Annotated in this window: 27 protein-coding genes and 1 pseudogene; 24 read left to right on the top strand and 4 right to left on the bottom strand. The window is 34.1% G+C overall.

Features of this window, described 5'->3' with window-relative positions:
- The first annotated feature begins 2 nt into the window (after positions 1–2).
- The 19 genes and pseudogenes from LD272_RS05530 to LD272_RS05440 all read left to right on the top strand — a co-directional run.
- Positions 3–431 (top strand): hypothetical protein, encoded by a 429-nt coding sequence (locus LD272_RS05530; protein WP_226035596.1) that lies wholly within the window; start codon positions 3–5, stop codon positions 429–431.
- Positions 424–561, top strand: a complete 138-nt coding sequence (locus LD272_RS05525) for a hypothetical protein (RefSeq protein ID WP_226035595.1) — start codon at positions 424–426, stop codon at positions 559–561. The genes LD272_RS05530 and LD272_RS05525 overlap by 8 nt, the downstream gene beginning before the upstream one ends.
- On the top strand, positions 558–722 hold the full coding sequence (locus tag LD272_RS05520) for a hypothetical protein (protein WP_226035594.1): 165 nt from the start codon (positions 558–560) through the stop codon (positions 720–722). Before LD272_RS05525 ends, LD272_RS05520 begins: the two co-directional genes overlap by 4 nt.
- 158 nt (positions 723–880) lie before the next feature.
- A complete protein-coding gene (locus tag LD272_RS05515) occupies positions 881–1,690 on the top strand; it encodes a hypothetical protein (RefSeq protein ID WP_226035593.1) in 810 nt (269 codons plus the stop codon).
- A gap of 3 nt (positions 1,691–1,693) precedes the next feature.
- Positions 1,694–1,978, top strand: coding sequence for a hypothetical protein (locus tag LD272_RS05510; RefSeq protein ID WP_226035592.1), 285 nt, complete (start codon positions 1,694–1,696; stop codon positions 1,976–1,978).
- 121 nt (positions 1,979–2,099) lie between these two features.
- Positions 2,100–2,369 (top strand): hypothetical protein, encoded by a 270-nt coding sequence (locus LD272_RS05505; protein ID WP_226035591.1) that lies wholly within the window; start codon positions 2,100–2,102, stop codon positions 2,367–2,369.
- A 20-nt stretch (positions 2,370–2,389) separates the two neighbouring features.
- Entirely contained in the window at positions 2,390–2,617 is a 228-nt protein-coding gene (locus LD272_RS05500; RefSeq protein WP_226035590.1) for a hypothetical protein, read from the top strand.
- Positions 2,618–4,786, top strand: a complete 2,169-nt coding sequence (locus tag LD272_RS05495) for a hypothetical protein (RefSeq protein ID WP_226035589.1) — start codon at positions 2,618–2,620, stop codon at positions 4,784–4,786.
- A 107-nt stretch (positions 4,787–4,893) separates the two neighbouring features.
- Positions 4,894–5,238, top strand: a complete 345-nt coding sequence (locus tag LD272_RS05490; RefSeq protein ID WP_226035588.1) for a hypothetical protein — start codon at positions 4,894–4,896, stop codon at positions 5,236–5,238.
- Between the two features lie 208 nt (positions 5,239–5,446).
- On the top strand, positions 5,447–6,211 hold the full coding sequence (locus LD272_RS05485; protein ID WP_226035587.1) for a hypothetical protein: 765 nt from the start codon (positions 5,447–5,449) through the stop codon (positions 6,209–6,211).
- Positions 6,212–6,387: 176 nt separating this feature from the next.
- On the top strand, positions 6,388–7,254 hold the full coding sequence (locus tag LD272_RS05480) for a GIY-YIG nuclease family protein (RefSeq protein ID WP_226035586.1): 867 nt from the start codon (positions 6,388–6,390) through the stop codon (positions 7,252–7,254).
- Between the two features lie 30 nt (positions 7,255–7,284).
- On the top strand, positions 7,285–7,488 hold the full coding sequence (locus tag LD272_RS05475; RefSeq protein ID WP_226035585.1) for a DUF5659 domain-containing protein: 204 nt from the start codon (positions 7,285–7,287) through the stop codon (positions 7,486–7,488).
- A gap of 47 nt (positions 7,489–7,535) precedes the next feature.
- Positions 7,536–8,111, top strand: a complete 576-nt coding sequence (locus tag LD272_RS05470) for a helix-turn-helix domain-containing protein (protein ID WP_226035584.1) — start codon at positions 7,536–7,538, stop codon at positions 8,109–8,111.
- A 284-nt stretch (positions 8,112–8,395) separates the two neighbouring features.
- On the top strand, positions 8,396–8,767 hold the full coding sequence (locus tag LD272_RS05465; RefSeq protein ID WP_226035583.1) for a hypothetical protein: 372 nt from the start codon (positions 8,396–8,398) through the stop codon (positions 8,765–8,767).
- A 19-nt stretch (positions 8,768–8,786) separates the two neighbouring features.
- Positions 8,787–9,017 carry a phage holin gene (locus tag LD272_RS05460; protein WP_226035582.1) on the top strand — a complete coding sequence of 77 codons (231 nt, stop codon included), beginning with the start codon at positions 8,787–8,789 and terminating at the stop codon, positions 9,015–9,017.
- Positions 9,018–9,100: 83 nt separating this feature from the next.
- The gene (locus tag LD272_RS05455; protein WP_226035581.1) at positions 9,101–10,447 is read left to right on the top strand and encodes a peptidoglycan recognition protein family protein; all 1,347 of its coding nucleotides are present in this window, start codon (positions 9,101–9,103) and stop codon (positions 10,445–10,447) included.
- A gap of 16 nt (positions 10,448–10,463) precedes the next feature.
- Complete coding sequence (locus LD272_RS05450) at positions 10,464–10,640, top strand: DUF5659 domain-containing protein (protein WP_226035580.1); 177 nt, start codon at positions 10,464–10,466, stop codon at positions 10,638–10,640.
- An 84-nt stretch (positions 10,641–10,724) separates the two neighbouring features.
- Positions 10,725–11,885, top strand: a complete 1,161-nt coding sequence (locus LD272_RS05445) for a hypothetical protein (RefSeq protein ID WP_226035579.1) — start codon at positions 10,725–10,727, stop codon at positions 11,883–11,885.
- A 103-nt stretch (positions 11,886–11,988) separates the two neighbouring features.
- A pseudogene (locus tag LD272_RS05440) lies at positions 11,989–13,167 on the top strand (flotillin family protein); the annotation flags it as partial.
- A 254-nt stretch (positions 13,168–13,421) separates the two neighbouring features.
- On the opposite strand, the gene proC reads toward LD272_RS05440, so the two are convergent.
- The gene (proC, locus tag LD272_RS05435) at positions 13,422–14,216 is read right to left on the bottom strand and encodes a pyrroline-5-carboxylate reductase (protein ID WP_226035578.1); all 795 of its coding nucleotides are present in this window, start codon (positions 14,214–14,216) and stop codon (positions 13,422–13,424) included.
- A gap of 322 nt (positions 14,217–14,538) precedes the next feature.
- Between proC and LD272_RS05430 the strand changes: the two genes are divergently transcribed.
- Positions 14,539–15,327, top strand: coding sequence for an ion transporter (locus tag LD272_RS05430; protein ID WP_226035577.1), 789 nt, complete (start codon positions 14,539–14,541; stop codon positions 15,325–15,327).
- 186 nt (positions 15,328–15,513) lie between these two features.
- Here LD272_RS05430 and LD272_RS05425 read toward each other — a convergent pair whose 3' ends face one another.
- From LD272_RS05425 to pflB, 3 genes are all read right to left on the bottom strand, one after another.
- Positions 15,514–15,936, bottom strand: a complete 423-nt coding sequence (locus LD272_RS05425) for an organic hydroperoxide resistance protein (RefSeq protein ID WP_226035576.1) — start codon at positions 15,934–15,936, stop codon at positions 15,514–15,516.
- Between the two features lie 177 nt (positions 15,937–16,113).
- On the bottom strand, positions 16,114–16,854 hold the full coding sequence (gene pflA / locus LD272_RS05420; protein WP_226035575.1) for a pyruvate formate-lyase-activating protein: 741 nt from the start codon (positions 16,852–16,854) through the stop codon (positions 16,114–16,116).
- Positions 16,855–16,978: 124 nt separating this feature from the next.
- A complete protein-coding gene (gene pflB, locus LD272_RS05415) occupies positions 16,979–19,234 on the bottom strand; it encodes a formate C-acetyltransferase (RefSeq protein WP_226035574.1) in 2,256 nt (751 codons plus the stop codon).
- Positions 19,235–19,668: 434 nt separating this feature from the next.
- On the opposite strand from pflB, the gene LD272_RS05410 reads away from it, so the two are divergent.
- The 4 genes from LD272_RS05410 to LD272_RS05395 all read left to right on the top strand — a co-directional run bounded on the left by LD272_RS05410 (position 19,669) and on the right by LD272_RS05395 (position 21,744).
- The gene (locus LD272_RS05410; protein WP_226035573.1) at positions 19,669–19,923 is read left to right on the top strand and encodes a hypothetical protein; all 255 of its coding nucleotides are present in this window, start codon (positions 19,669–19,671) and stop codon (positions 19,921–19,923) included.
- Positions 19,924–20,169 carry a hypothetical protein gene (locus LD272_RS05405; protein WP_226035572.1) on the top strand — a complete coding sequence of 82 codons (246 nt, stop codon included), beginning with the start codon at positions 19,924–19,926 and terminating at the stop codon, positions 20,167–20,169. It begins immediately after the preceding gene.
- A gap of 125 nt (positions 20,170–20,294) precedes the next feature.
- Positions 20,295–20,927, top strand: a complete 633-nt coding sequence (locus LD272_RS05400) for a LysE family transporter (RefSeq protein WP_226035571.1) — start codon at positions 20,295–20,297, stop codon at positions 20,925–20,927.
- An 85-nt stretch (positions 20,928–21,012) separates the two neighbouring features.
- Positions 21,013–21,744 carry a YqcI/YcgG family protein gene (locus LD272_RS05395; RefSeq protein WP_226035570.1) on the top strand — a complete coding sequence of 244 codons (732 nt, stop codon included), beginning with the start codon at positions 21,013–21,015 and terminating at the stop codon, positions 21,742–21,744.
- The last annotated feature ends 23 nt before the right edge of the window (positions 21,745–21,767 follow it).

The raw sequence follows: 21,767 nt of genomic DNA, 5'->3' as shown, positions 1-21,767 counted from the left end.
CTATGATTGAAATGAGGGAAATAACCAATACAAGTTGGACGATGCAAGGGTTTGATTTAAGTGAAACAGATGATATTTATTCGATAAGTGAAGGAATAATTACTTCTGACTCGGAAGATTATTTATTGGAGAATGTGTCTTTTGATGTTTCGCCTGATTCAGAATCTGATATCCTTTATGATTTATATATTGTTTATGATAAAGATATTAATAAATATGAATACCATTTGGATAAAACATTTCTTAGCGACGGATTTATGCCTGCTTATTCAGGCGAGAAAAAACTAACTCATACGATACTAAGTATAAGAGTCAACACGCTTGGAGAAAAGACTGGTTATTTTTGTGTTGTTACACAACCTGAAGGAGTGCTACGTACAGATGATGGTTATCCAGACAAAAACAATCCAGAGGTGATTGTTAATGAGTAAGCTAACACCAAATATTAAAAATTCAAAAAGTAAGAAGCCTAAAAGCAAGAAAAAAGTATCCTTAGAGGACTTAGAAAAACGAATTAAAGAAATAGAAAAACAATTAGGAATAAAAGGAGATAAAACATGAAAATAAATATTGAGGAATATCAGGTTAAAAATCTAGTCATGTTTTTGAATCGTTGTGAATTTAAAGGATTAGAAGAGGTTCAAGCGGTTTCAGAAATTCTTGATATTTTAGATAGTACGATAAAACAAGAAGAAAAAGATAAAGATATTATTAAGAAATAACTTAACCTAATAAAAGTGCTGTTTTATCCTAAAATCATGTTAGTAAATGGAAGTAAATGAGAGATATATAGAGTAAATAGAAGATAATATTTCCGTATTTTTAGAGTGGGGTCTCTCCCCTGCTCTTTTTTATTTGCAAGAATTTAAGGAGGAAAGTTATGAACAATTTCGAGTACACCAATCCGATTATACATAAAAGGCGTAGTGGTACAAATGACGATCATTTTATCGAAATTTCAGAACTACATACTATAAACAACAATGGTCAAATCGTATTAACTGAGCTTCCTAATGAATACGAAAGGGTTCAAGTTGAAGGTAATAATATAACTTGGAAAGAAGTTACTAGAATTGACAACACACTCAAAACAGATGAATTTAAAGTGGATTATAAAAATAAAATTGTTACCTTTAATATTAATCATGTTGGCGTACAATTATTATTCTCATATCTTGGTACGGGACTTACGTATTTGCCTACTTCGATGATATATACATCAGAAAATAATGGGGATGTAACTGAGACTTTAAAACAATTGACTGATACAACTGAACAGGCTAGACAGGATGTAATCGAAACAGATAATACTGTTCAGACAAATGAATCCACTAGACAATCTCAAGAGCAAACAAGGGAAACACAAGAGACAACCAGACAAAGTAATGAAACTACAAGAGAATCTGAACATGACGCATCTATGCAAGAATTAGATGAAGCCGTATCAACAACAAAACTAAATTATCTTGAACCTGTCGCAACTTATAACGATATTTCTACAACCTACCCTTCTCCTTCTGTTGGCGACTCTACTATTGCTGAAGATACAAGAATTAGGTATAGGTATGATGGTGCAAATTGGGTGGGAATTCAGCAATTAGACACAGGTAACTCTAGCGTTATGGGTAATTATCTTATGGAGTTTAATACATCTACGAATACATTAGATTTCAAATATATAGGAGGTTAATAAATGTCACAACAAATCGGCTACGGTTTTCTTGGTTCACCCGACATTGAGGTGAGTACCTCTAATAAAGAAATTATACCTATTAAACGTGAAAACGTAAGACATGTATTTTACAAGTTTAGTTTTAAATCATTTCAGGATGTCCACGTAAAAATAAACGGTGGAGATCCTATTTTTCTAGAAGCAAATGAATGGTTTACAACTGAAAGTGAAGATAGGTATGTTGATAGTCTCGTAATTGTTGAAGCTGATATCAACTATCGTTGGCTAGGTGGGTATAAATTTTAAAGGAGTTGATAAAACGTGGGTTTTATCGTGATTTCTCCAATCATATGTGGTAGTAAATCGAAGTAAATGGAAGTTAAACAGAATTTGAATATTTATTCATTTTACATATAGGAGGTAAAGTATGGGTTTTATAAAAAATAAGTTTGGTTCTGGTGCTAATTTAAACTTTCTTGAACCAGTTTCAACATTTTCTGCTATCTCTACTACTTATCCTAATCCAAAAGTTAAAGACTCTACATTCGTATTAGATAATGGAACACGTTACAGATACAGTGGTAAAGAATGGGAAAATATTGGTCAAGTGGTGATTGATAATGGTTCAGTTATTGGCAATTACTCCATTACATATAACACAGATAATCAAACGTTAGATTTTAAATTTATAGGATAATAAATAAGGAGGAAGATTAAATGGCAGTACATCCTTTAAAGGATTTTTTAACAACACTTAAAGATGGAGTAAGTAAAGCATTGAGAGTTAAAGGTGAAGTAGAACTAACAGGGAGTACTCTTGAAAAATACGGCGCAACAATAACACAAAGACCTGATGCCACAACTGTACCTGTTGGTTTTATCTATATGGCAGTTGATACGCAGGAAATGTGGCAATCTAATGGAACATCTTGGGTGGTGGTATAGATGAGTTTAATTGATAACCTTAAAGCAAAAAACTACACAGACAAAGCGATTGAAAAAATCAAACAAAAGCTAGAAATTGACAATTATCAACATTTAAAAAAATACACTGTAGAAGTAAGAAATAAAACAAGTGTAAACTACACAAACAAGCAAACCCAAATTAACACGAAGTTTCCAATAGGTCTTGTGAAAAATGAAAAATGTTTAGTTGTTAGGGATTCGAGTGGTAACATCATTCCTCACCAATGGGAAGATGACAGAGATGTTAAACTTTCTTATGACAGTAACAGAGGGCGATACAGTGACGGTAGTTTAAAGGCAGGGTACATTTGGATTGAATCAAGCATACTAGCGGGAGCAAGTGCCGTATTTGAGGTAGTTGTCTATCCTGATGAAGTTTCCGAGCATTCGCAAGTTGTTACGGGTTCGGTAGATGAGACAGATGTCACACTGGATAACGGCACTATATTGATGAGTTTCCCAGAGTCAAAATTTTACGAATTACAGGAAATTAATAATAACGGAAATATCGAAAAAATGTTAAACAGAATACAAATTGGGTATAGCGGTGTAAATTACCTTGTTGCTGCAACAAATTATCGAAACGTTTCAACAGAAATCAATGGTAGCGGGGTTATTTACAAAGAGTTCAAAGGGGTTAACATGTTTTTTAAAGATGGAATTGACTTGTGGCAAGTGACATACCGCACTAGACTATTTAAAAATGGAATTATCAAACAGCGTGTCGACTTTAAAAACATGAAAGATTTACTTGCGAGTGAGGTAACAAATGCAATGAACCGTTTTGCTTTTACTGGCACACATACCCTCGCAGGCGGAGTTACACAAACATCATGGACGCAAAACACAACAAAGCGAACGGCGGTTATTGTTTCTGCGGTGGGGGATGAGCCGAGAGGTGGTAATGATATACCGACTATTTATGCACATGCACAAATAGTTGCCAATTCTCCGTTATCCGGTGATTTTGAGATGTTGGCAGGATTTAAGAGCAACAACAATACGGCAGACATAACATCAGGTAGAACCTATACTTCCCAGTACGAAATAAATATGGTCGGTGTGGATACTGCACAAAATGAATTAACACGTTCTTTAAACACTTTGATTGGTTCGATAACCGATAAAATGCCAATAACTTTAAAAAATGACATCCTACAAAAAACGGGGCAAGTAACAAAACATTTACTTGATTACTACTATGATCGTTATGGAAATACACCTGTAAATGGGTTACACCCACCAACTGCCGCTAAACTAGGGCTGCATAAATTATATGGTGATTACACACTTGATGAGTTATCCGCTGAGTATAAAAACACCCTATCCACTTTGTACGGGGAAATTACTATCGCCTCTTTGTGGGATCAAAGAAAAGTGGATGCGTTTTCTTTGGATATTGCAGGAAGATTATTTCCACTAGCTTACGAGTTTTATAAAGAATACACCAAATTAAATAACCAAACAGAGGTTAATTTTTATGAAGGAATCATTGAAGCATATACCGAAATGCTATGTAGTTCCTATGAACAGCAGGGATTTATAGGGTTAGTTTATACCACAGGGAATAACTCAAATGCAAATGCAATGGGTCTACATGGCATAGCGCTAGGCTTAAAAGTAAAAGATATTGCATATGCAAATTATACAAGATGGTTGAATATCTACGATGCGAATTTAGTAATATTCCAAGAATTTATAAGAGGGGAAAATATTCTTGTAGATTTAAAAACACAAGGATTAAGTGTGGCTAACTATTATCACTACGCTTTGTTCGCTATGTATGAATATTCCAGGGCTTGCGATTTGATGGGTAGCGAACCGATACTAGACCTAACCTCGTATGGAATGACAGGTGCTTCTGCATACGGTGGATTGAAAGAAGAACAATATTGTGTGTCGAGTGCAAGACGGGGGACACATTTGACTTATTCTTATTTGGCATACCTCCTAACCAAAAGCGGAGGGGTATCTGAAAAAGAGCAATCAAATGCGGTATTAGAACACTTAATCAATCAAAATAAACCACTCGCCGGAACAGAGTTTCCACTCGATAATTTCTGGAATCCAACAAGCACGGAAAACGGAAGCATTTGTATCACAACCCAAAGTTTTGGTAGTTTAATTGACTATCTGATTAATAAATAATATCAGTTTCTGAAGATGTTATAATGCAACTAACGGATGTCTTTAGTTGAATATCATATAAATAAAATTATCATATAATATAACTCTATTTGAGGAGTTGATAACTAATGGCAGAAAAATTATTAGGAAGATTATATCCAAATGGGAACTTAGAAATCATCAATGAGTTAGTAGAGATTATGCCTACATATGAAGGCACAGAATCCGTTGATGAAGATTACTCATTAGACGGTGAACAAACTTTTGATGGCGAGGGTGAATTCCTCACCTTTTTTAATTATTTATATGGAGTAGATAACGATTTATCTCCTGTAGAAAACTTTGGATTTGATGAGTATGGTAATTTATATTCTCCTACTCTTATAGAAGATAATAGTATTGCCCACCCTATTCAAGCATCTAAAACTTCTACCAAGATCAAAGGAATATTGAGTGAAAAGGTAATCCTATAAAAGACAGGTTTTATCAAGTTATCCCAATTTAAACAAATTAAATATTCTTATATAAAAACGTCTGTATCCCTTGAGAGAGTAAGGGTATGGGCGTTTATTTGTTGACAACGTTGATTTTACAGTATTTCGACTAAAATTAACACAATAAAATCGGAGTTTTATCAAGTAATGAATATTTAATGGTTAAAAATATGCAAGGAGTGAATATATGGCTCAGTTAAGCGACGGAAGTAAAGTTGGTACATTTATTATACAGAATACTAATAATGGAACAGTTAGACCAAGTTCACCTGTAATTGGTCAACAATACTTTGATACTACTTTAGGTAAGCCAATTTGGTATAACCCTGTTAATGAAGTGTTAAGTATTCAAATTACAGCAGCCGCAACAGCAGATGGAAATGTAACAGTAACACTAGATGGTAATGCGACAAATATTACAGTTGATGATGGAATGGCAGAAGTAGCCTCTTTAGATTTGTCAGGAACAGTTACAACAGCAGGTAACGTAACTGTTACTCTAGACGGAGTTTCAACAAATATTGCCGTTGCGTTAAATGACACTGCTGCGATGGTTGCGGATAAAATAAGGGCAACTGTATTTACTGGTTGGACAACAGGAGGAACTTCAGGAACAGCAAATGTCACCTTTACATCTGATACAAATGGAGTAAAAACTGATGCAACATATAGTGTTGGCACAAGTGCTGGTGTAACTGGTATTATGACAACGACAACTCAAGGTGTTAATGCTGATACTGCTATTGAAATTGCTGATAGGATACGAAGCACTGTATTTACTGGATGGACAACAGGTGGAACAATAGGAACGGATACAATTACATTTACATCAGATACATATGGAGATAAGGTAGACGGTTTGTATAGTGAAGGAATAACAGGTGCAACAGGTACGGCAACAACGACAACTCAAGGAACTTTTTGGGTAGATGCTGTAGGAAACGATGCTTAAATGAAAGAATTGTTTTATCAAGTTATAAGTTCAAGTGATTAAGTTCAAAAGAATCATAGACATCAATAAAGTATTAAATATATTTATTATTGTTAAGGTGCACTCAGGTTTTGAACTTGGGTGTGTTTTTTTTGTTTTGATTAATTTTAAAAACTTTAAACCAAGGAGAATGCAAAATGCAAGGAATCTATAAAATTGAAAATATAAATACAGGAAAGGTTTATATCGGTAGCAGTGTCGATATAGATATCAGGTTTAAACAACATAAGTATGATTTAGAAAGTAAAAAGCACCATTCAATTAAGTTGCAGAGGTCATGGAGCAAAACACAAGATCCATCTAACACATTTGTTTTTCAGATTATTGAAAACTGCGATGGTTTAAATCGTCATGAGTTGTTAAAGCGTGAAGAGTTTTTAATAAATGAATATGACTCAATTAAAAATGGATACAATGTTGCAGATGTTTTCGGAGTTTTACCCACAAAGAAAAAGACTAAAAAGAAAATAAAAGAGAATTTTGACATTGTGGAGAACGAGTTTAATCAATGGTTAAAAAGCAGAAAAAACCAATCTATAAATATGAAGTTTAGAATTAGAAATAGGGATTTTTCTAAAACTGTATCAATTCAAAGGCAAGAAGCCTATAGCCATTATAAAAACATATATAACTTTGTTGAAAAACATATGCTACCAAAATTTAAAAATGAGATTATATCACCATTTGATGTTGTCTTAGAGATTTTAAATCATTCATTGTCAAGAAGTGGAACGCAATTTTATATAATAGCAAAACTAAAAAATGGTAAGTATTTAAGAATTCATGCTTCACTAAATATCTTATACGATGCCAATAATCGTATGGGATTAACAGATCATGAGTTTCTACACCTTTCCATGAATCAATCCGAAGAACTGTCACCTTATCTTAGATTACATAAATTTGATAGGAAACCACATTGGCTTGATGACAGATTTAACTATAGCGATGATATTGAAACACCAATGTACAGAGTTGACTGTCTTAGTTATCCTGAAAAATAATTTTAAATACATAAAACAAGGAGAGATTTCATGAACGACAAATTAAACAAATTTAATAAGAAAGATTTATTCTACTGTTACTCCATTAACCTTTTCCATTTTTTAAAGGCTAATGGATTTTTCTATGTTGTAAGGGGAGTTAATCCGAATAACGATTTGAGTTATTGGGTGTTTGAACGTACACCAAATTTCTTAGAGGCACTTACACAATGGAATGAAGTTAAGAAAAAATAAATAAGTAATCCAAGTTAAACAATTTAAAACTAGGGACGTGAAAAAATTTGAGTAAATATATACGTATAAACGATAGTATCTATGACTCTGAAACTGGTGAATATACTAGTCAAGTAGATGCAAGCAAAGAATATAATAACAATTTAATAAATCAATATAATGATAACGTAGAAGATATTGCTGAAATAAATGGCGAGTTAGAATATAAGTTAATTAAAATTAGAAGTGGTCAAGAATTTTACGTATCAAATGTAAAACCTAAATATGAGTTTACAAAAACATTTAAAACGGATGTGAGAGTAATGAAACCAAGTTTATCGCCATACGCAAAAGTATTTATACTTGAAGCTCAACCATATTTACATTATCCAACAAACACGATTGTATGTAATGGTGAAAATCCTTCGTTAGATACGCTGTGTGAATGGTGTGAGGTTAAAGTTGCCAAAATGTATCGCATCTTAAAGGAATTAGAAGATAAAGATGTTATAAAAAGAAGAAAATTAAACGGTCGAACAGTTGTCTATTTTAATCCTTATTTGTATAGTTGTGGGTTAACTGATGAAGTAGTTAATGAAATGTTCAATGAAAGTAATTATAATCCACGTAATAGGCAAGGTTAGTATAATTTATATACTGTAAGAAGAGAAGAAGAAATAAACACTAAAAACGCCTGTACTCCTTGTCGCACAAAGGATATAGCGTTTATTTGTTTATACCTGTGTAGAATTAACCTATACTCGTGTATAAAACTATCACATATATAAATAAAATTATAGATAAAGCAACCTCCAAATAGTCTGAAGGTTGCCCTAGATGAGATTTAATATGCCAAACCTCTCCTCTAGTATATCACACTATCTGAATAAAAGGAATATTAATTATTACAACATTAGGAGTGAATATATTGGATAGCTTACCAACAAAAGTTGCAACACATGACTATCAGATAAAGGGGTTGGATAAAAGGATCGAGTCTGTTGAAATAGATAACAAAACCCTCACTCGACTAACCACTTTACTAGAAGAACAAATGAAAAATAGCAATCAGAAGGATGACAAACACAGCAAAGTATTAGAAAAAATTAACGATAATCTAACTAACTTAAATTCTCGGTTTGAATTGGTTGAGAAGCGTGTTGGGTACTTAGAAAAAAAGAGAAATGAAGCATTGATAGATTTAGGTCAGTTGGGTAAGACAATTATATTTAAGGTCATTCCTACCGTTATAGCAGCTCTATTAGTTGCTTGGTTAGTTTATACATTAGGATGGAAATAAAATTTAGGAGGAATTATAAATGAAAAACAATAACACAATGGTAAGGTTAATCGTAATGGTATTAGTAGGTGTAAACAGTATATCAACTATGTACGGGTATAACTTAATCCCCTACACTGACGAGGAAATTAACGTTGGAATCTCTGCTATCGCATTGGTAGTAAGTGAGTTGTGGAATCACTATAAGAATAACAACTATTCACCAGAGGCTAAGAAGGCGCAGGCAGAATTAGATAAAGCTAAACAATAATTACATATGCAAAATTGCTTAAGGTGTAGGGTTATTCCTATGCCTTTTTATTTTGGATTTGAATAAGAGGAGGAATTTATTAAATGGGTAAATGGATAAAAGATAAGGTTTTTAATAATGCAGATGAGTTCATTAGTTGGTTAGATGATAATTTTGGTGAATTTATAGATGAGCATATCAACGATAATCATATACACCATACTTGGGCTCCAAATCATTCTTCTAATGGCAGTACGTTGCAATTACATAGAAATATGCGTAATTATCATGTTAATACAAATGGATGGAATGATATTGCACAGAATATAACAATTGGTAAAGATGGTGTTATTGTAACTGGACGTACTATTGAAGTTATGCCTGTTTCTGCTTTGTCTTACAACGGCACAAGAGACTTGCACCCTTTTGCATATGAGATGATTGGTAATTTTGATAAGGGTAACGACAAATTAGAAGGATATCAATTAGAGTCAGCTATCAAAGTTTCTAAGTATTTCTATGAGAAAAGCAAAGGTATTGTGTTTCATAGGGAATGTCTAATTAACGGGAAACAACCTAAATCATGCCCTGGAACAGGAATTGAGAAAGATTGGTTTATGGATATGGTTAAGGATAAAAACTTTGGTATAGATAATGTTTCCGAGTCTCCTGAAGTAAAAGAAGAAGATATTCATAGAGAAGATATACAAAGTGCCAATTATCTTCAAAATGGAGATAAAGGAATTGAAGTTAAAAACTTGCAGAAACGTTTAATTAAAGCTGGATATGAGTTGCCTAAATTTGGCGTTGACGAACATTTTGGAGATGAGACAGAATCCGCTGTCAGAGAGATGCAGAAGAAAAATAAAATTACAGTTGATGGACTATATGGTTCAGAATCAGAATCTAAATTGAGTGATGAATTATCTAAACTTGTTGAAGAAAAAGTTGAGGAGCCCAAGAATTCTAAGACTAAATCTGAGACAATTGAAAAGGAATCTCGTCCATTATTAGAAAAAGGTGACAAAGGTAAATGGGTAAAAGAAGCTCAGACTTTACTTGTGAAAAATGGTTATAAATTACCTAAGTATGGAATTGATGGAGATTATGGAAATGAAACGCTTAGTCAAGTTAAGAAATTCCAGAAGGATCAAGGATTGAAATCTGACGGGTTGATTGGCAAAAATAGTTGGGCAAAACTGTTGAAACCTAACCCTAGAAAATCTAAAAATCCTTATGATGGAAAATCAGTTGTTGCTAAAGTCGATGTAAAATTTTACGATTCTCCTCGATGGGACAACCATTCTGGAATTTGCGAAGCTGGACAGAGTTTCCCTCATGTGTTGGGAAAATGTAAGACTGGGAATGGATACCATTATGTTGTAATGAATTCTAGCAAAAATAAACGTTATTATATTACAGCTAATTCTCGCTATACATATTTAAAGTAAAAGGAGAAATCATCTAATGCAAAAAGATTATATTGTATTTAGCCAATCATTAGCAGGTTATTTAATGATGAATCATCATGTTTTAAGAAAACTAAAACAAACTAATAAGCCTAACTCTAATAGAAATATATTTATATTCAATGAGTCTCCTGAGTTATTAAACTTAGTTGAACAATATAAAACAACTAAATAATTAATCTATAAGACTATGAGACCTCACTTTTGTGGGGTCTTTTTTTGTGTCATCAAAAATAAATCAACGAAAGGAAAATGTAAAATGCCAAGAGGGAAAAAGAAAACGCATGAAGAGTTTCTTAGTGATGTTTATAACAAAGTCGGGAACGAATTTATTGTTGTTGGTAACTATCAAAACATGAACACTAAAATACGAATGAAACATAAATCATGTCAACATAAATGGATCATATCACCATATAATTTTTTAAAAAGTCCAACGTGTCCAAAGTGTAGGGTGAAAAGTCATCAACAGTTTGTTAAAGAGGTTGGTGATTTAGTTGGGCGAGAATATACCGTTATTGGGGAATATAAAAAGTACAATGAACAGGTAAGGATGAAACATGAGCTATGTGGAAATGAATGGAGTCCAGTCCCAAATAATTTTTTACAAGGCAGAAGATGTCCTGTTTGTTCATTATATAACGGAAATAAAAAGAAAACAAAAACACATGAAGAATTCGTCGCTGAGGTTTATGATTTAGTTGGAAAAGAGTACACTGTATTGAGTGATTATCAGGGTGCAAACAAACATGTTCAATTGAAACACAATTATTGCAATAATAATTTTCCTGTAACAGCTAATGGGTTTCTGCATGATAGAAGATGCCCTGAATGTGATAAATTAAGCCGAATTAATAAAGGTAATTTTGAACAAAAACTATTTGATAAACACGGTGATAAGTATAAGCCAGTTGAAGAATACACTAATAGCCAAGATCGTATAAAATTCAAGCATAATACGGATGATTGTGGAAAAATATTTAAAGCAAGACCTAATCGAATTATCCTAGAAGGTCAAACGTGCCCATGTCAAAGAACGTATTCGTATGGTGAAAGAAGAATTATGGATTTTATGGATGTTAACAACCAACTTTATGATACTCAATACACATTTAACGATTGCCGTACTTCAATTGCGTTACGTTTTGACTTAGCGGTATTTAGTAATCAAAATAACTTAATGTTTCTGATTGAGTATGATGGCGAACAGCATTTTAAATCCGTTGAATATTTTGGTGGAGAAGAAGGATTTAAAGAAACAAAGACCAGAGATCAAATCAAAAATACATATTGTAAAGATAACGATATTCCACTTATACGTATTCCTTATTGGGAATTTAATAACATAGAAAACATATTGGATAGTTTAATACTTAGAAAAGATAATGGAGTCCAAGGTGACTCTTTTTTTGTACAATAATACATAGAATATCTAGGCAATAACATTACCCCCCCTCTTCTCTATTGTTGAGTTGAGGGGATTTATAAACTTAGTCATATCAACCTTCTACACTATTAGTACAGGTGTACCCGTAATGGCTGACGGAACCGCAATTATAAAGGTACAAAGCACAACAGAAGGCATCGCTACCGCAGGTGAACAGTTTCTAGGCAAGGATGACTCCGAACTACGAAAAGAAGCACAAGAAGTTCTTGAAGGTCATTTACGTGCAATTTTAGGTACGATGACTGTAGAAGAAATCTACAAAAATCGCGAACGTTTCGCACAAGAGGTACAAACACAAGCAGCTGTTGATTTAAAAAAGATGGGGTTGCAAATTGTTTCTTTTACAATCAAAGATGTTCAGGATGAAAATGGATACTTAGAAGCTTTAGGGAAACCACGGATATCGGAAGTAAAACGAGATGCTCAGATTGCTGAAGCAAATGCAATGAGAGATGCTCGTATTCAAAAAGCACGAGCAGAGCGCGAGAGTAAAAGTGCTGAGCTCCTTAGTGAAACACAAATAGCAGAGTCAACGAAAGATAAGGAATTAAAAGTTGCTGCCTATAAGCGTGAACAGGATACATCAAAAGCCGAGGCTGACATGGCTTATAAACTACAAGGGGCGAAATCAGAACAACAAGTAAAACAAGAAGAAATGCAAATTCAATTAGTTGAGAAAAATAAACAAATAGAAATTGATGAAAAGGAAGTTATTCGTAAAGAGCGTCAATATGAAGCAGAGATTTCTAAGAAAGCGGAAGCAGAGCGCTATGCTACAGAACAAAAAGCAGAAGGTGATAAGGTCACTCGTGTCAAAAGTGCCGAAGCTGAAGCCGAAAAAATCCGCTTAGATGGTGAAGCGGAAGCGGAAGCAATTCGTCTTAAAGGGTTCGCCGAGGCTGAAGCGAAAGAGAAATTAGCGGAAGCAATGGCCAAATACGGAGAAGCAGCAATACTTGAAATGATCATTAATATGCTTCCTGAATTCGCCGGAAAGATTGCTGAACCAATCAGCTCGATTGATAAAGTGACCGTTGTTGACAATGGTAATGGTGATGGTGACGGAGCTGCAAGAATGAGTAATTATGTAACAAAATTAATGAGCCAATTACCAGAAACCTTAAAGGACGTTTCTGGTGTTGATTTAAAAGGCATGCTAGATAATGTTGCTGCTAAAAATGAATCAAAAATCAATGAAAGCTTATCTAATTCGGTGAAGTCAAAGACTGATATCGATACAGGAGATATAGATTAGTATAAATCAACAAAAACACACGGGGCCTTGCTCACCTAGGGCAATAAGAAAAGCCCCGTCGTGACGCTTTTTGTCACAGATAGGATTGACTCAGGGACCTCGAGCGTGTGCATTCGAAATAAGCAAACCACTTATTTCCGGGTAGGCGTTAGAGCTGGATGCTGCCTAAACATGTCAAAATTATCTATACGAAATCAATCCTACGCAAGAACATAGGTGAAGGGGCTTATTACCCCTTCACTTTTTTATAAAAATCATTCTCTTTTTGCTTTTTTATGACACGCATCAATAGCATCTCTCATTAAACCATCTAAATTATTTTCTTTTAGAACATTTAACCCTGCCCAAGTAACGCCACCGGGTGTTGCGACTTGGTCTTTTAATTCCTTTGGTGATTGACCAGTCTTCAGCATCGATGCTGCTCCACCAATCATTTCAGCAACAAGTTTTCTAGCCTTATCTTCTGTAATCCCAGATTCGAGCGCACTATTTACTAGTGATTCAGCTATCTCATAAATAAAAGCAGGAGCACTACCAGTAATTGGAGTTAACTCATGGATTTGTTGCTCCGATACCTTCTCGAAAACCCCAATACCTTTAATTAAATCCTCGACAACATTTTGATGAAACGATTGAACGTATTGACCAAGTGTATATAGTGTTGTTGACTGTCCAAGTTCTGCCGCTGTATTTGGCATAATCCAAGCAACTGGAGTACCCTTCGGTAATTGTTGCTCTAATTGAGTTGGTCCAATTCCCGCCGCCACGGTAATAACTAATTGACCATCTATAATCGGGTTTATTAATCTAAGTACTTCGTCATGTGCCTCGGGCGGCATCGCCAAAACAATAATATTGAAGGTTGTTAATTCTTTCTCCCATTCTGTTTTAACTGCTACATCATAAGTATCTTGTAGATTAATAAGCCTTTTTTGATTACCATTATTTGTTACAGAAATTTCAAATCTACTGTCTTTTACTAACCCGGCAATAATAGCCTGTGACATTCTACCTGCACCAATAAATAAAACTTTTATAGTTTGTTCCATAACTATTCTCCTAACGATTTAAAAGTGTATCCTTTTAGAATCACGTTTTAGCTTTAAGCATATCCCCTTAATTACTCAGATGCAATTTTTTGCTTAATTATTCAATTATATATAGACATAAACAAAATGAACCATTAATGCCTTTTTATTTGCAAACAAACTTATCATAAGGTTAATTTTCAGTATAAGCTATTTTTATCCCCAATCGAATCAATGTAAACAATTATCTTGTGCCATTGTTTACTATCGATATATAATAAACTTTTGATAGATTTAAACATATTTATTTTTTAGCTATATAAGAAAGGAGAACCGTCTGTACATGCAATCCATAAGAACCGTATGTTCAAAGATCTCACAACATTCGTTATTCACCAATATAATTATCGGACTAATTCTTATAAATTCAATCCTCGTTGGGTTAGAAACGTACTCTTCTATTGTGGAACGGTATTCCTCCTTGTTACATATAGTAGACAGGCTATTACTTTGGATATTCACAATTGAGATACTGATAAGATTAATAGGAAGTAAATCGATTGGATCCTTTTTTAAAGACCCTTGGAGTGTCTTTGATTTTATCATTGTTTTAAGTGGTCATATTTTAGTCGGTAGTCACTATATTACCGTCTTAAGAATTCTCAGAGTATTACGCGTACTAAGGGCAATTTCTGTCATTCCTTCACTTAGAAGAATAGTCAACGCCCTCATACTTACTATCCCATCGATGGGGACCATTCTATTATTACTAGGAATCTTCTTTTACATTTATGGTGTTATTGGTACGATGATGTTTCAATCAATAGCTCCCGAATACTTCGGTACATTGCACGATTCTCTTCTAACTCTTTTTCAGGTTGTTACCCTTGAATCATGGGCAAGTGGCGTAATGAGACCAATTCTAGCAGAAGATGGTTCGGCTTGGTGGTATTTTGTTAGTTTTGTTTTGATTGGAACCTTCGTGATATTTAACCTGCTTATCGGTGTTATTGTTACTGATGTAGAAAAAGCTAATAATGAGGATTCACCTTCACCAACCGATGTAAAACTAAACGAATTGCAAGCCGAGTTACAAGAAATTAAACAGGTTTTACAAAATAACAAAAAATAAAAAACCCCATAGCCATCAATTCGGCTATGGGATTTTTATTTTAAATTGCAGAAATAAAGTGCCTAAACACATTTCTAATACATATAACCATTACCCATTTTGTTGCATACATCAATAAAGCATTAAAGCTATAAGGTAGAAAAAACCCCTTTTTAACTCACAGGCTAAAAAGGGATTTTTAAAATATTAAACTGCTGTTGTTTTCAACTGTACATCAATGTTGCCTCTTGTTGCTTTTGAATAAGGGCAGAAATCATGTGCTTCTTTAGCTAACTCTTCAGCCTCTTTTTGACTGACCCCTTTTACCTCAATATTTAGGGTTACACCTATTTTAAACCCGTTATCTGCTGGATCCTTCAAAAAGTCTACGTCAGCTGTGATTTTAGATTCAATTTCTTTCTTTTTCTCCTTAGCCTTATGATTAAGTGCCCCATCATAGCATGCAGCATAGCCAGCCGCAAATAGCTGCTCAGGATTGGAACCTTTTTCATCAGATTTTCCAGCTGCAGGATTAACAAGTTTTAAGTCAATTAAACCATCATCAGATTTAACGTTACCCTCACGTCCGCCTTTTGCTGTTGCATGTGCTGTAAAAATTGGTTTACTCATTAAAACCACTCCTTTTATTAAATTAGATCCTTATAAGAATCTTATTTTAATCAATTCTACTTAGTCTATTCCTTTTCCTACCAAATATTAAACATAATCTACGTGAAAGTTTTAAAAAACGGGAAATCCAATTGGATTTCCCGTTTTTATCATCACTACACTGTTATAAAAAATAAATTATGTTAAAACTTTTGTTCTATTTAAAATAGCAACAGCGTTTTTAACTCGTTCCTCGGAAGGGGGTTCAACACCTTCTAATTTATATTCCAAACCAAGACTTTGCCATTTATAAATACCAAGTTTGTGATATGGAAGAACCTCGATTTTTTCTACATTAGTTAACGTTTGAATAAAATCAGATAAAGAATATAAATACTTATCAAAATCACTTATGCTTGGAACCAGTACATGACGAATCCAAACAGGAACCTGCTTCTCAGATAAATAGTTTGCTAAGTCTATAATATGTTCGTTAGACATTCCAGTCAGTTCTTTGTGTCGATCGGGATCTATATGTTTTAAATCCAATAAGACCAGATCCGTTAACTCTAACAATTCATCCAAATTTTTCATGAAGCGAGGAGAGCGACTAAAGCATCCACCAGAGCTATCAATGGTTGTATGAACACCCATTTTTTTCAGCTCTCTAAACAGCTCAATTAAAAATTCCAGTTGTAAAAGTGGTTCCCCCCCACTTACTGTTACGCCGCCATTAGATGATTGGAAAAATGGAAGGTAGTCTTCGATATCTGCAACGATTTCTTTAACAGACATCTCTTTCCCTTTATTAATTTTCCAAGTATCCGGGTTATGACAAAATTGACACCGGAGTAAACAGCCTTGAGTAAATATCACGTAACGTAGTCCTGGACCATCGAGTGTTCCACAAGTTTCTATTGAATGGATCCTTCCTTTCATGTTGTTCGCCCTCCCTCATTCTATTAAGGCCGGGGGGAGACCCCCCGAATATATAATCTAACCTTTATGCATCAAGTCCCTCTCAAGTTTGGCGGGATTACTTAGACGCTAATGGCTTGTTTACTTACATACTTTCGTGGAATGTTCGATTAATAACATCTATTTGTTGATCTCTAGTTAGTTTAATAAAGTTTACTGCATATCCTGATACACGGATTGTCAGCTGTGGATACAGTTCAGGGTGATCCATGGCATCAAGTAATGTTTCACGGTCAAACACGTTAACATTTAAGTGATGGCCTTTCTTAATTACATACCCATCTAACATCCCTGCAAGATTAGCTTCTCTTGTTTCCTCTTCTTTTCCTAATGCTTTAGGGACAATTGAAAAAGTATTAGAAATACCATCTAATGAATATTCGTATGGCATCTTAGCTACAGAGCTTAGTGAAGCTAGTGAACCGTTACTGTCTCGACCATGGAGTGGGTTAGCACCTGGAGCGAATGGTTCTCCCGCTTTTCGTCCATCTGGTGTATTCCCTGTTTTCTTTCCATAAACGACATTTGATGTAATCGTTAAAATTGATTGCGTTGGTGTAGAATTACGGTATGTTTTATTTTTTTGAATCTTTTTCATAAAGGTTTTTACTAAGTCGGCAGCAATTAAATCAACGCGATCATCATTATTACCGTATTTTGGATAGTCTCCTTCGATTTCATAATCAACTGCAAGCCCATTTTCATCACGTATCACTTTAACCTTAGCATATTTAATGGCACTAAGCGAATCAGCGACAACAGATAATCCTGCAATACCACAAGCCATCGTCCGAAGAACTTCTCGATCATGTAATGCCATTTCAATACGTTCATAGCTATATTTATCATGCATATAGTGAATTACATTTAGTGCATTTACATATAGACTTGATAACCAGTCTAGCATTGTATCGTATTTTGCCATAACTTCATCATATTCAAGATACTCAGAAGTGATAGGTGCATAATTTGGAGCCACTTGAACTTTTAACTTCTCATCCACGCCGCCGTTAATCGCATATAATAAGGCTTTTGCAAGGTTTGCACGTGCCCCGAAAAACTGCATTTGTTTTCCAATCGCCATTGCAGATACACAACAAGCAATACCATAATCATCACCATAAATATCACGCATTAAATCATCATTTTCATACTGTATTGAGCTTGATTTGATTGACATTCTTGCACAATATTTTTTAAAGTTATCAGGTAACTTTACTGACCATAGAACTGTGAGGTTCGGCTCAGGTGCTGGACCTAAATTATCCAGTGTGTGTAAGAAACGGAATGAACTTTTTGTAACTAATGGACGACCATCTTGCGTGATACCAGCAAGTGATTCGGTAACCCAAGTTGGATCTCCACTAAATAATTCATTATATTCTGGTGTTCTTGCAAATTTTACTAAACGAAGCTTCATTACAAAATGATCAACAATCTCTTGCGCTTCTTCTTCTGTAATAACACCATTTTCTAAATCTCGATCAATATAAATATCTAAGAAAGTAGAAACTCTACCAAGACTCATCGCTGCACCATTTTGTTCTTTAATAGCAGCCAAATATCCAAGATATAACCATTGAAATGCTTCTTGAGCAGTTGTTGCAGGCTTGGAAATATCAAAACCATAAGTCTCACCTAATTTGTTTAACTCTTGTAAAGCACGAATTTGTTCAGATGTTTCCTCCCGGTCACGGATGATTTCTTCAGACATCGCTCCATTGCCGATTAAATCTAGCTCTTTCTTTTTCTCTTCAATTAAGTGATTAACACCATAAAGAGCAACTCGACGATAATCACCAATGATTCTTCCGCGACCGTAAGCATCTGGTAATCCTGTGACGATACCTGCTTTGCGCGCCATTCTCATTTCAGGCGTGTACGCGTCAAATACTCCTTGGTTATGTGTTTTGCGATATTCAGTAAAAACTTTTTCAACTTCTTTGTCAATCTCAAAACCATAAGATTCAGCTGCTGCTACTGCCATTCTCATGCCACCATATGGCTGCAATGAACGTTTAAAGGGAGCGTCAGTTTGAACACCTACCACTTTTTCTTTTTCTTGACTTAAATAACCTGGTCCATGTGAAGTTATTGTTGAAACTATTTTTGTATCTAGATCTAACACTCCACCATTTTCACGTTCTTGAGTAGTGAGATCCATTACTTGATCCCATAAAGCTAATGTATTATCGGTTGGTCCTGATAAAAACTCATCATTTCCTTCATATGGTGTAAAGTTACGTAAAATAAAGTCACGAACATCGATTTCTTTTTGCCATCTACCCTTCTTAAAACCATTCCACGAATTCATTTCTTTCACTTTTTCTAAAGTTTTCATAATTTCAATTACCTCCTTCAAAAGGTTAATCAATTGTTCAGTGATGAACAAATTGATGTCTTAACTCTTAACTTTATTATATATCAATTGTTCAAAAAACGCTTGTGACATTTATCACAAATTTGAACTGTTATATTAATTGTTCTTAAAATGTTCATAATTTCATAAACCAAATTTTATTTGTTTTTTATTAAACGTTTTAAAAATAATCGAGGCATAAACCCTTATAACTTATGAACTCAATCTGCCAACAGAATAAATTTTCACCCGAACGTTTCTTTTAGATAAAACAACTGTATCATTCTGTTACAATTTATTTTTGCGATATAAGTAATACAGTTTTACATGTATAAATTTTATAAAATTTATACAATTTTTACGCTAAATTGTATAAATCGATAAAATAAACAAACGATAATCGAGAGGTGATAACAATGGAAGAAAGCCAAATTATCGAAGCAGATGACTCCATTCTTATTGAGGACCAAGATGGTAATGAGACAACTTATCATGTTGATGCAGTAATTGAAATGGACAGTAAAAATTATGTTTTATACTCAGAAGGTGACATTCTCTCAATAAAAGAAATTGTTTATGAGAACAAAGAGCAATTATTAGTAGATGTTCCTACAGAACAAATGGAAGAATTAATGAGTGCCTATGATAAGGCTCTAGAGGAGGATACTTGAGTGGAAGAATCCTTTTCTGTTCAAGAGGCAATAGACGCACTTAAAGAAGCTCAAAGCTGGGTAGAAGGTGCCCAAGCGAACCCCAACGGCTACACAGAAGCTCAAAATCAACTTAATTATGCAGAACATTTGTTAAGCAATGCTCAAATTGAATACGGCAATATCCAAGATAGACACCAATTACAACAAGCATCCGATTTACTACGATTGCTACAAGAAACTCAACAAGCCATACGAACAAAGTAACTCGTTAGTTTTCGCATTATCATACAACTATGATAGTGCGTTTTTTATGGTATTTTTGATTTTTGTATTATTTTGATTTTCCTATGAATAGAATTGTACAAGTTGTTCATAAGGGAGAGAGAATAGTGAGCATTTTTATTAGTTATATATTTTTAGGGTTATCTTTAGCCGCGCCGATAGGACCAATTAATGCTGCACAACTTGACAAGGGGATTAAAAATGGGTTTTTTCATTCTTGGTTAATCGGACTTGGGTCAATGGCTGCAGATATTGTGTACATGCTTGCCGTCTATTTTGGTGTTGTTCACTTTTTAGAGATAGCTTTCATGAAAACATTCTTATGGTCTTTTGGTAGTTTTGTTCTACTTTATACTGGAGTAGAAAGTTTATTAAGTTCGAAACATATCTCTACTACCAATTGGCGAAACAACTCAGATTCTTATACAAAAACTTTTTTCACCGGCTTTTTCTTATCATTGTCAAATCCACTGACAATATTATTCTGGCTAGGTATTTATGGATCTGTATTAGCTAAAACTGCTTCTGAATACGACGCATCTCATCTTTTTTTATACAGTAGCGCAATTATTATCGGACTGCTACTTTGGGATTTCACGATGGCAATGGTATCAAGCAGTTTCAGAAAAATTTTAACTGACCGAGTACTTGTACTAATCTCCTTCATATCAGGTTTATCACTTGTAGGGTTTGGCATATTCTTTGGTTATCAGGCTTGTAAGATATTGTTCAAATTTTGAATTATTTTAGTCACTTGGATTAGTTAAAAGATTTTATTATATAGTCACCTATCATCCTTCAGATTAATAAGGTAATTATGAAAGGATGATAAAGGTGTACCTTTTTAAAAATGATGACATTAGAAATGAAAATCCATATTTAGTTGATTGGCAATACAATGCCTACCAATGTTTTTCAGAAAAAATAACCAATAAACAACTTAAATTCCCCTGCATTCCAGCTACACAGGGTTTCACTCTCGGCCATTTCAAGTATGGTTTCATTGGTAACCCTATAGATGAATTTGCCCCTACTGAGCTTGCGAAATTATTAAAAGAATATGCTCTTTGTTATCAGGAGTTAGGAAACTATACATCGTTAGTAATTTTTTTCGAACAAATAAAAGAGGATACTAACACGGTGTATAATTACGAGAACTTATTTTGGAAAATTTTAAATGAAGTTAGTCAATTAGATCAACTTGAGTGGCCTAGCGATATTCCAGATGATCCAAGCGATAGATTATGGGAATATTGCTTTCATGGAGAACGCTTCTTCATTTATTCTGCAACTCCAAAACACGAAAAACGTCTAAGTAGAAGTTTTCCCTATTTTATGCTCGCCATTACACCCAGGAAAGTGTTTGAAGAATTTCAACAATCAAACTCGGCAAAACAGATTAAAAATAAAATTAGAGAAAGACTAATTCAATACGATAACGTTCCCCCTCATCCTGAATTAAAGCAATACGGCGAGAAAGACAATTATGAATCCAAACAATACTTTCTCCGTGACGATCAATCAACGTTAACCCAATGTCCCTTTCATAAAAGTTAGTAACCTATCTTTTTAAGATAAGT

The organism is Aquibacillus saliphilus (assembly GCF_020404745.1).
GTDB lineage: Bacteria > Bacillota > Bacilli > Bacillales > Amphibacillaceae > Aquibacillus > Aquibacillus saliphilus.
Note: the sequence above shows the minus strand (reverse complement) of the source record. Positions and strands in the feature narration are given on the sequence as shown.

Excerpts from the sequence above, each read along its gene's own strand:
- LD272_RS05530 (WP_226035596.1), top strand. The coding sequence starts at position 3 with ATGATTGAAATGAGGGAAATAACCAATACAAGTTGGACGATGCAAGGG.
- LD272_RS05525 (WP_226035595.1), top strand. The coding sequence starts at position 424 with ATGAGTAAGCTAACACCAAATATTAAAAATTCAAAAAGTAAGAAGCCT.
- LD272_RS05520 (WP_226035594.1), top strand. The coding sequence starts at position 558 with ATGAAAATAAATATTGAGGAATATCAGGTTAAAAATCTAGTCATGTTT.
- LD272_RS05515 (WP_226035593.1), top strand. The coding sequence starts at position 881 with ATGAACAATTTCGAGTACACCAATCCGATTATACATAAAAGGCGTAGT.
- LD272_RS05510 (WP_226035592.1), top strand. The coding sequence starts at position 1,694 with ATGTCACAACAAATCGGCTACGGTTTTCTTGGTTCACCCGACATTGAG.
- LD272_RS05505 (WP_226035591.1), top strand. The coding sequence starts at position 2,100 with ATGGGTTTTATAAAAAATAAGTTTGGTTCTGGTGCTAATTTAAACTTT.
- LD272_RS05500 (WP_226035590.1), top strand. The coding sequence starts at position 2,390 with ATGGCAGTACATCCTTTAAAGGATTTTTTAACAACACTTAAAGATGGA.
- LD272_RS05495 (WP_226035589.1), top strand. The coding sequence starts at position 2,618 with ATGAGTTTAATTGATAACCTTAAAGCAAAAAACTACACAGACAAAGCG.
- LD272_RS05490 (WP_226035588.1), top strand. The coding sequence starts at position 4,894 with ATGGCAGAAAAATTATTAGGAAGATTATATCCAAATGGGAACTTAGAA.
- LD272_RS05485 (WP_226035587.1), top strand. The coding sequence starts at position 5,447 with ATGGCTCAGTTAAGCGACGGAAGTAAAGTTGGTACATTTATTATACAG.
- LD272_RS05480 (WP_226035586.1), top strand. The coding sequence starts at position 6,388 with ATGCAAGGAATCTATAAAATTGAAAATATAAATACAGGAAAGGTTTAT.
- LD272_RS05475 (WP_226035585.1), top strand. The coding sequence starts at position 7,285 with ATGAACGACAAATTAAACAAATTTAATAAGAAAGATTTATTCTACTGT.
- LD272_RS05460 (WP_226035582.1), top strand. The coding sequence starts at position 8,787 with ATGAAAAACAATAACACAATGGTAAGGTTAATCGTAATGGTATTAGTA.
- LD272_RS05455 (WP_226035581.1), top strand. The coding sequence starts at position 9,101 with ATGGGTAAATGGATAAAAGATAAGGTTTTTAATAATGCAGATGAGTTC.
- LD272_RS05450 (WP_226035580.1), top strand. The coding sequence starts at position 10,464 with ATGCAAAAAGATTATATTGTATTTAGCCAATCATTAGCAGGTTATTTA.
- LD272_RS05445 (WP_226035579.1), top strand. The coding sequence starts at position 10,725 with ATGCCAAGAGGGAAAAAGAAAACGCATGAAGAGTTTCTTAGTGATGTT.
- proC (WP_226035578.1), bottom strand. The coding sequence starts at position 14,216 with ATGGAACAAACTATAAAAGTTTTATTTATTGGTGCAGGTAGAATGTCA.
- LD272_RS05430 (WP_226035577.1), top strand. The coding sequence starts at position 14,539 with ATGCAATCCATAAGAACCGTATGTTCAAAGATCTCACAACATTCGTTA.
- LD272_RS05425 (WP_226035576.1), bottom strand. The coding sequence starts at position 15,936 with ATGAGTAAACCAATTTTTACAGCACATGCAACAGCAAAAGGCGGACGT.
- pflA (WP_226035575.1), bottom strand. The coding sequence starts at position 16,854 with ATGAAAGGAAGGATCCATTCAATAGAAACTTGTGGAACACTCGATGGT.
- pflB (WP_226035574.1), bottom strand. The coding sequence starts at position 19,234 with ATGAAAACTTTAGAAAAAGTGAAAGAAATGAATTCGTGGAATGGTTTT.
- LD272_RS05410 (WP_226035573.1), top strand. The coding sequence starts at position 19,669 with ATGGAAGAAAGCCAAATTATCGAAGCAGATGACTCCATTCTTATTGAG.
- LD272_RS05395 (WP_226035570.1), top strand. The coding sequence starts at position 21,013 with ATGATAAAGGTGTACCTTTTTAAAAATGATGACATTAGAAATGAAAAT.